At 41.3% G+C, this 8172-nt stretch carries 3 protein-coding genes; all 3 read left to right on the top strand.

The features are described from left to right. Positions 1–54: 54 nt before the first annotated feature. Entirely contained in the window at positions 55–2532 is a 2478-nt protein-coding gene (locus Q8907_09560; protein ID MDP4274511.1) for a hypothetical protein, read from the top strand. A 48-nt stretch (positions 2533–2580) separates the two neighbouring features. After that, complete coding sequence (locus Q8907_09555; protein ID MDP4274510.1) at positions 2581–4452, top strand: FAD-dependent oxidoreductase; 1872 nt, start codon at positions 2581–2583, stop codon at positions 4450–4452. Between the two features lie 513 nt (positions 4453–4965). After that, a complete protein-coding gene (locus Q8907_09550; GenBank protein ID MDP4274509.1) occupies positions 4966–7596 on the top strand; it encodes a glycoside hydrolase family 31 protein in 2631 nt (876 codons plus the stop codon). Positions 7597–8172 lie beyond the last annotated feature (576 nt).

The raw sequence follows: 8172 nt of genomic DNA, 5'->3' as shown, positions 1-8172 counted from the left end.
TCCCGGTCTATGTTTTTTGACACAAAAATCAACAGATACAAATAATTCATTTGAATGAAAAAAATAACAATCATTTTATCTCTCCTTGGACTTACACTCATGGGCAATGCCCAGTCTTCGAAAAAGATACGGGAAAATTTGAATTTTAGTGGGATATATCCACATCTTGCCTATTACAACAATGAAGGGGAATGTGGAACGGGTGCAGTAGTGCCTTGGGCCGACCGTTTATGGGTGATTACTTATGGGCCCCATTGCCCCTTCGGATCCTCCGATAAACTTTACGAGATTACCAATGATTTGCATGAAAGCATTCGTCCCGAAAGTATAGGGGGAACGCCTGCCGACCGCCTGATCCATAAGGAAAGCAACCAGCTTTTTATTGGTCCTTATGCCATTGATGCCCATAGAAATGTGCGGGTTATTTCCAATAAGGAAGCTCCGGGCCGGTATACGGGAGCTGCCCGGCATTTGTCTGATCCGGCCGGGAAGATTTATATTGCAACCATGGAAGAAGGATTTTATGAAATTGATGTCAATACCTTAAAAACCAGGATGCTGTATGAAGACGGAAATGTAAAGCATGAAAAGGGAAAAGACATCACGGCCAATCTTCCGGGTTCACTTCTTCCGGGTGCACATGGCAAAGGATTATATTCCGGTCAGGGCGTGTTGATTTTTGCGAATAATGGAGAAGCATCCAAGGAAGCGCTTACAAAATTTGATATTGAATCAGGGGTTTTGGCCGAATGGGATGGCGAAAACTGGAAGGTTATCCGCCGTAATCAATTCACTGAAATTACAGGCCCCGGAGGTATATATGGCAATGCAAATCCGGCTACTGATCCGATCTGGACCATTGGTTGGGATCATAAATCTTTGTTGCTGGGACTTCGCGACCATGGCACATGGTCATTCTTCCGTTTACCCAAAGCAAGCCACAGTTATGACGGGGCTCATGGCTGGAATACTGAATGGCCTAGGATACGGGATGTGGGTACCCCTCAGCAGCCCGATTATTTAATGACCATGCACGGTATGTTCTGGCATTTCCCGGGTACATTTTCATCTGCAAATCATGCCGGCATCCGTCCCGCTTCTGCTTACCTGAAAGTAATCGGGGACTTCACCCGTTGGAACAACCAGCTCGTATTTGGCTGTGATGATGCTGCTCATAACGAATTCTTAAATAAACGCAAAGTAAAAGGAAATATTGAAGGCCCCGGTCAGTCAAATTCCAACCTTTGGTTTACCTCAACCCGGCAGCCGGATCAACTTGGTCCTAATACCTCTGAGGGTTCGGTATGGTTAAAAGAAGCCGTGAAAGCCCATCAACCATCCGATCCGATGTTATTTGCAGGCTGGCCTAAACGTTGTGCATGGATACAAAATGATGGAGAAATTCCTGCCCGTTTTACTTTTGAGGTTGATTTAAAGGGCGATGGCAACTGGGAAACGCTGCGTTCAGTAGACGTGGATGCAGGGAAAAACATGGAAATGGATTTCACTGCCACAGAAAAAGGTGAATGGATAAGGGTTTCAGTAGATAAACCGACAATTGCCACTGTTCAATTTTCTTATTCGGCCAATGATATAAGAACAACGGTTCCGGATAGGATATTTGCCGGCTTAGCCAAAGTAAACGAGACGAATCTGACAGGAGGATTGTTGTATGGATTGGGTGATAACCGCCGGGCTTTGGGAATATCTGTACAAAATTATAAAGGAGGTACGAGGTCGGATGTAGGATATTATGAACTTACGGCAGACATGAAATTGGTTCCTAAAGACGATCCTAAAACCTTGGAGTTTATTAATGAACGGTTTGCCATTCCTAAAGATGTGCTTTCTGTTGATGAATCATCCATACTTATAGTTGATAATCAAAACCGGCGTTGGCGGCTGCCACTTGGAAATATGGCTTACCGTGAACTTTTAAATTCTTCTCTGTTGCGTATTTGCCGGGAAGTTTCTACAGAAAGGGATTTGTTCAGTTGTGAAGGTACTTTTTATGAATTGCCCGCAGAAAATGCCGATGGATTTGCAAAAATCCGTCCCATCGCTTCGCATAATTTCAGAATCACGGATTATGCCGGATATAGAGGAATGCTGATCATGACCGGGATTAATCCCCAAGCGGGTAAAAATAATCCTCATATTATTGTTTCCGGGGATGGAAAGGCTGCTGTTTGGGCCGGAGTAATTGATGATTTGTGGAAGTTGGGAAAACCAACCGGTGAAGGTGGCCCCTGGAAAAATACGGCTGTTTCTGCCAATGAACCTTCAGATCCTTATCTGATTGGATTTTATGACCAGCGGGAACTGTCTATTTCACATGATGCCAATGAACCTGTAGAATTCACAATTCAGGTCGATCCTGTTGGCGATGGACCCTGGATGACTTATAAAACGGTTACTGTTGCTCCCGGTAAGACTTATCACTATACATTCCCTGGCGATTTTCAGGCCCGTTGGATCCGTTTTGTAAGCGACAAGAAATGCAAAGCAACAACCTGGTTAAAATACAGGTAATGCAATCAATTCTTATATTATATTTGAAATTTCTTTCAAATAAATAAAATGAAAAAGATAAAGTTGATAATATCCCTTATTAGCCTGTCCTTGGGGACAGGCTATTTGGGTTTTTCGCAGATATTGGTTGAAACAGAAAGCTTTCAAAATAAAGGAGGCTGGGTGGTCGATCAGCAGTTTATGGATCTGATGGGTTCCCCCTACTTAATGGCTCATGGCATAGGAACTCCGGTGGCCGATGCCTCTACATCTGTTAAATTGCCTAAAAAAGGGACCTATCATGTTTTTGTACGGACAAAAAACTGGACTGCTTATTGGACCAAGAATGAAGCTCCCGGCAAATTCAAGGTTATCATTGACGGGAAAGTATTGCAGCCTGTTTTCGGTACGCAGGGTGCCGGATGGGATTGGCAGGACGGCGGGACCGTCAGGATCAATTCTGTTTCTTGTAGACTGGTATTGCACGATCTGACAGGATTTGACGGGCGCTGCGATGCCATCATTCTTTCAAACGATCCTAAATTCTGGCCTTCTAACAACCTGGAAACATTATCAACTTTTAGAAAAAAAGCTTTGCAGTTGCCTGATAAGCCTGAACAAGCCGGAGAATTTGATTTCGTGGTCGTCGGCGGGGGTATTGCAGGCACTTGTGCGGCTATCTCGGCTGCACGTTTAGGCCTGAAGGTGGCTTTGATACAGGACCGCCCTTTACTGGGCGGCAACAACAGTTCTGAAGTGCGCGTCCATCTTGGCGGACGCATCAACCTGGATCCTTATCCTGCTTTAGGAAATATTGTTAATGAGATTGGACCAGTCAAATTTGGCAATGCACAACCTGCTTCAAACTATGAAGATCAGAAAAAACTCGATGTGGTAAGTGAGGAAAAGAATATTACTCTGTTTCTTGATTACCGGGCTTTTGCCGTTGAAAAAGACGGACAAAAGATAGTCGCTGTGGTGGCAAAAAACATATTGAATTCCAAAGAATTAAGGTTTACGGCTCCAATTTTTGCGGATTGTACCGGAGACGGAACCATTGGCTTTTTGGCTGGTGCAGATTTTCTGATGGGACGCGAAAGCAGGAATGATTTTGGCGAACCTACCGCACCGGAAGTGAAGGACAAAATGACCATGGGCTCTTCTGTGCAATGGAGATCGGAAGAAAAACATGCTCCTGTTGCTTTCCCTGATATTGCCTGGGGATTAAAGTTTAATGAACAAAATGTGCAAAAGCTTAAAACTGGCGATTGGAAATGGGAAACCGGGATGAATTTTGACCAGGTTAAAGATTTTGAAAAAATTCGTGATTATGGATTGTTGGTGGTTTATTCCAATTGGGCCTATCTGAAAAATCATTATTCAGGCAGGAATGATTTTAGCCATAGTAAATTACAATGGGTTGCCTACATCGCCGGCAAACGTGAATCACGAAGGTTATTGGGCGATTATGTCCTTAGGGAACAGGATCTTACGGAATCGGTCAAATACCCCGATGGGACTGCACCCACAAGCTGGACTATAGACCTGCATTATCCGGATCCGAAAAATTCCAAGTCTTTTCCGGGAGAAGAGTTCCTGGCTATTTCGAAACAAAAAGCCATTTATCCTTATCCTGTTCCCTACCGTTGCTTATATTCACGGAATGTAAGTAATCTGTTCATGGCTGGAAGGGATATCAGTGTGACTCATATAGCGCTGGGTACTGTCAGGGTTATGCGTACTACCGGGATGTTGGGTGAAGTAGTGGGTATGGCTGCTTCTATATGCAAGAACCACCAGGTTTTACCCAGGGCGGTTTATGACCAATATTTCGAAGAACTCCGAAAATTAATGAATTTAGGTACCGGCAAAGCCGGTATTCCCCAAAAACAGAACTATAATCTTGGGAATACCTTGCTAAAAGGAGTAAATGTTCATTAACAGGAGTTTGTAATTAACAGGAGAAGTTGGCGATTTTTTATAGGGCGGACGTTTAAAAGAGCAATTCACAATTTTGCACTCACCACTAACAAGTGATCTTGAATGGAATTAAAGTATATATTGCATTAATTTTTTGCGACTTGGCGTGGAATGCATTTCTCGCAAATGACGCCAAGTCGCAAAAATAACTTATTGATTATCAGTTCTATGCTTGTTGATTATGCTACCTTTCTGAGAAATTTGGGTTTGAAAATGACTTATAAATACCTGTTCTCCTGGTTTTAAACATCAAAAACTTAAATTTTCACTGCAAAAATGAATTCCGGCGTGATGTCCTTGTTCTGATGATGAGTCGGTTGTTTTTGATCTTTAAAAAACAATTTTTGTGTTAGTGAAAGCCCTGCTGTTTAAAAAGTAAAAGTTTGTTCTATGGACACTTTTTAAAAGTATATACCTGTTTTACTTGTTATAAAAAGAAAGTTTTACTTTTTTTAAAAAAAAATTCCTAAAAATATGAGAAACTTAAAAAAACTTTATGTCATTTTTATGGCATTTTTGCCGGGATTGGTTATGGCTCAGGAATATAACCCTGTTGCTAATTCTTCGGCAATGGTTATAGAAGAAAAAGCAAGATTTACAGTTCTTACCCCCGAAGTAATACGAATGGAGTGGAATGAGGATGGTAAATTCGAAGATCATGCTTCTCTTGCATTTGTAAATAGAAATCTTCCTGTACCGGTTTTCAAAAAAAAGGAAAAAGGCGGCTGGCTGGAAATCAAGACTGATAAGGTTGATTTGAAATATAAAATTGGAAGTGGCCCTTTTACAGAAAAAAACCTCAGCATCTCTTTTGTGATGGATGGCAAGAAGAAGACCTGGAAACCCGGTATGGCTAATTCTGGCAATTTGTCAGGAACAACACGTACCCTTGATGGCTGTGATGGTGATAGTTCTTACAATTGGAACACCAGGAAAAAGGAGAAAATTAAATTGGAAGAGGGTATCATCTCGAAAGATGGCTGGGTGGCTATTGAGGATGCCCAACGTCCGGTTTTTGACAATTCCGATTATCCCTGGGTAATGTCGCGTCAGGCAAATAAAACACAAGATCTTTACTTCTTTGCTTATGGATATGATTATAAACTGGCTTTGAAAGATTTTACTAAAATAGGAGGTCATATTGCCCTGCCTCCGAAATTTGCTTTTGGTACCTGGTGGTCGCGTTACTGGGAATATACAGATGCTGATCTTCGTGAGCTTGTGGATCAGTTTAAGATACATAGCGTACCTCTTGATGTCTTTGTGATAGATATGGACTGGCATATTACTTCACTTCCCGGGTTTTATAAAGATGGGAAACTTGAGAAAGACCAGGCTGGCGAAAGATATGGTTGGACAGGATACACCTGGAACCGCTCGTATTTTCCTGATCCTAAGGCTTTTTTACAGTGGACCAATAAAGAAAACCTCAAAACCTGTTTGAATTTACATCCTGCATCCGGTATACAGCCCCATGAGGAAGTTTACCCTCAGATGGCAAAGGCAATGGGTATTGATCCTGCAACTAAAAAATATGTTCCTTTTGATATAACAGATAAGAATTTTGCTAAAAACTATATGGATATAGTTCTGCATCCCATGGAGGATGCGGGAATTGATTTCTGGTGGCTCGACTGGCAACAGTGGGGTACCACCAAAATACCCGGAGTAAATCCTACCTTTTACCTGAATTATGTGCATTATAGTGACATGGAACGCAGGAATAAGGTTAGGCCGCTTATTTTTCACAGATGGGGTGGTTTGGGAAATCACAGGTATGAAATAGGTTTCTCTGGTGATACCCGTGTATGCTGGAATTCATTAAATTACCAGCCGTATTTTACGGCTACTGCAGCCAATGTAGGGTTTGGCTACTGGAGCCATGATATAGGGGGACACAATATTGACCCGGATACTCCTGAATTGTATACAAGATGGATACAATGGGGCGCTTTCAGCCCGATTCTCCGTACACACTGTACAAAGGATCCCCGGATTGAAAGGAAAATATGGTCTTATCCCAATGAATATTTTTATGCCATGCGAAATGCATTCGTATTAAGATATTCTTTAATACCTTACATCTATACCCAGGCCCATAATGCTTACGAAAGCGGAATATCTATTGTTCATCCTCTATATTACGAATATCCCAAAGAGGACAATGCCTATGTATTCAAAAATGAGTATTTCTTTGGAGATGACATGTTAATTAACCCCGTAACAAAACCTATTGGCGCTGATTCCCTCTTCACTTACCAGCAGACATGGCTTCCTCAGGGCCAGTGGTTTGAATGGTACACCGGAACAATGATTGACGGCGGGAAAGTTATCAATCGCCCTTTTACTCTGGATGAAGTGCCTGTCTATGTGAAATCAGGGGCAATTATCCCTATGCAACCTCAAATGTCAAGAGTAGATGAAAAACCATTGAACCCGATGATCCTTAATATTTTCCCGGGGAATAGCGGTTCCTGTAAAGTCTATGAAGATGAAGGAAATAACAATAATTTCAAAAAAGGTGCTTTTGCATATACTTCGGTTAGCTTTATGAAAAAGGGAAATACATTGATGAACGTTCAGATTGACCCGGTTGAAGGAAGTTTTACGGGAATGTTACAGGCCAGAGGTTATGAACTTCGGCTTCCCTGCACTTATGCTCCTGTTTCGGTAAAGGTAAATGGCAGGGAACTTTCTTATTCTGCTGAAGCAACAACAGGAAGCTGGAATTACAGTGGCCAGGATCTTGAGACAAGGATTTATGTCCCTGAGTGCAAAACCAGCGAAAAGGTATCCGTCGAAATCCAATTTCCTGATTATGATGTGAAGCTGCTTTCGGGAAGAAAAGCCCAGATTGCCCATATGATTAAATTTGGCCAATTTTTAGATAACCATCCCTGGGATAAAGCAAAATATTCCTCAGACCAGGTGGTTTCTGTATCTCAAACAGGAATCAGACTAACTTACAAAAAGGATGAGGTATATAATGAAATGACTAAGTTTGATGATACCTGGAACAATGCCGTCAATATTATTGAGCGTGCAAATGCTCAGAATAAGGTTTATTTGCAGAATTTAGAGCTTTTAAAAGCTGGCGGGAAATAAAAGGATGAATCTTTGGCGGTCAAAACTTTTCAAATGGGGAAATAAATAGCCTTAGAGAATAGGCAGAGCGGCCGAATGCGGCGGTCCTAAAAACTGTTGTCTGCTTCACAGTGGACCAGTGGTTCGAATTCTTCGCTCTCCGAAAAGTGAATTTTAATAACAGTTAAAAGTCTGTAAGTCAATTACTTACAGGCTTCTATCTGTTATTTTTTTAACTTTATTGCTTCCGTTATAAACCAATTTTACCCTGCCACCTAAAATATAATTGGCAGATCATATTTCTTCATTATATACTAAAACTCATCTTTGATTTTATTATTCCAAAACCTCTTTTTGCTGAGTGATTTTTGTTTTTATAAACAATTAATTGAAGTTTCGCAAGTAGTAAAAAGGGTTATAACGGGATATTGGTTATTGGTTGGAGAAAGTTTGATTTGAGGACCTAAGCGTTTCATCGTTTTTATAACCACTAAGTCACGGAGTTCACCAAGAAATATTTTAAAATTTCATAGTACCATTTAGTGCCTCCGTGGTTTTCTTTGAGTTAAAACTTTATTCAAACTTTTTATTCTCCAT

The organism is Bacteroidota bacterium, from assembly GCA_030706565.1.
Taxonomy (GTDB): domain Bacteria; phylum Bacteroidota; class Bacteroidia; order Bacteroidales; family JAUZOH01; genus JAUZOH01.
The sequence above is the reverse complement of the archived record's forward strand: the minus strand, read 5'-3'. Positions and strand labels throughout refer to the sequence as shown.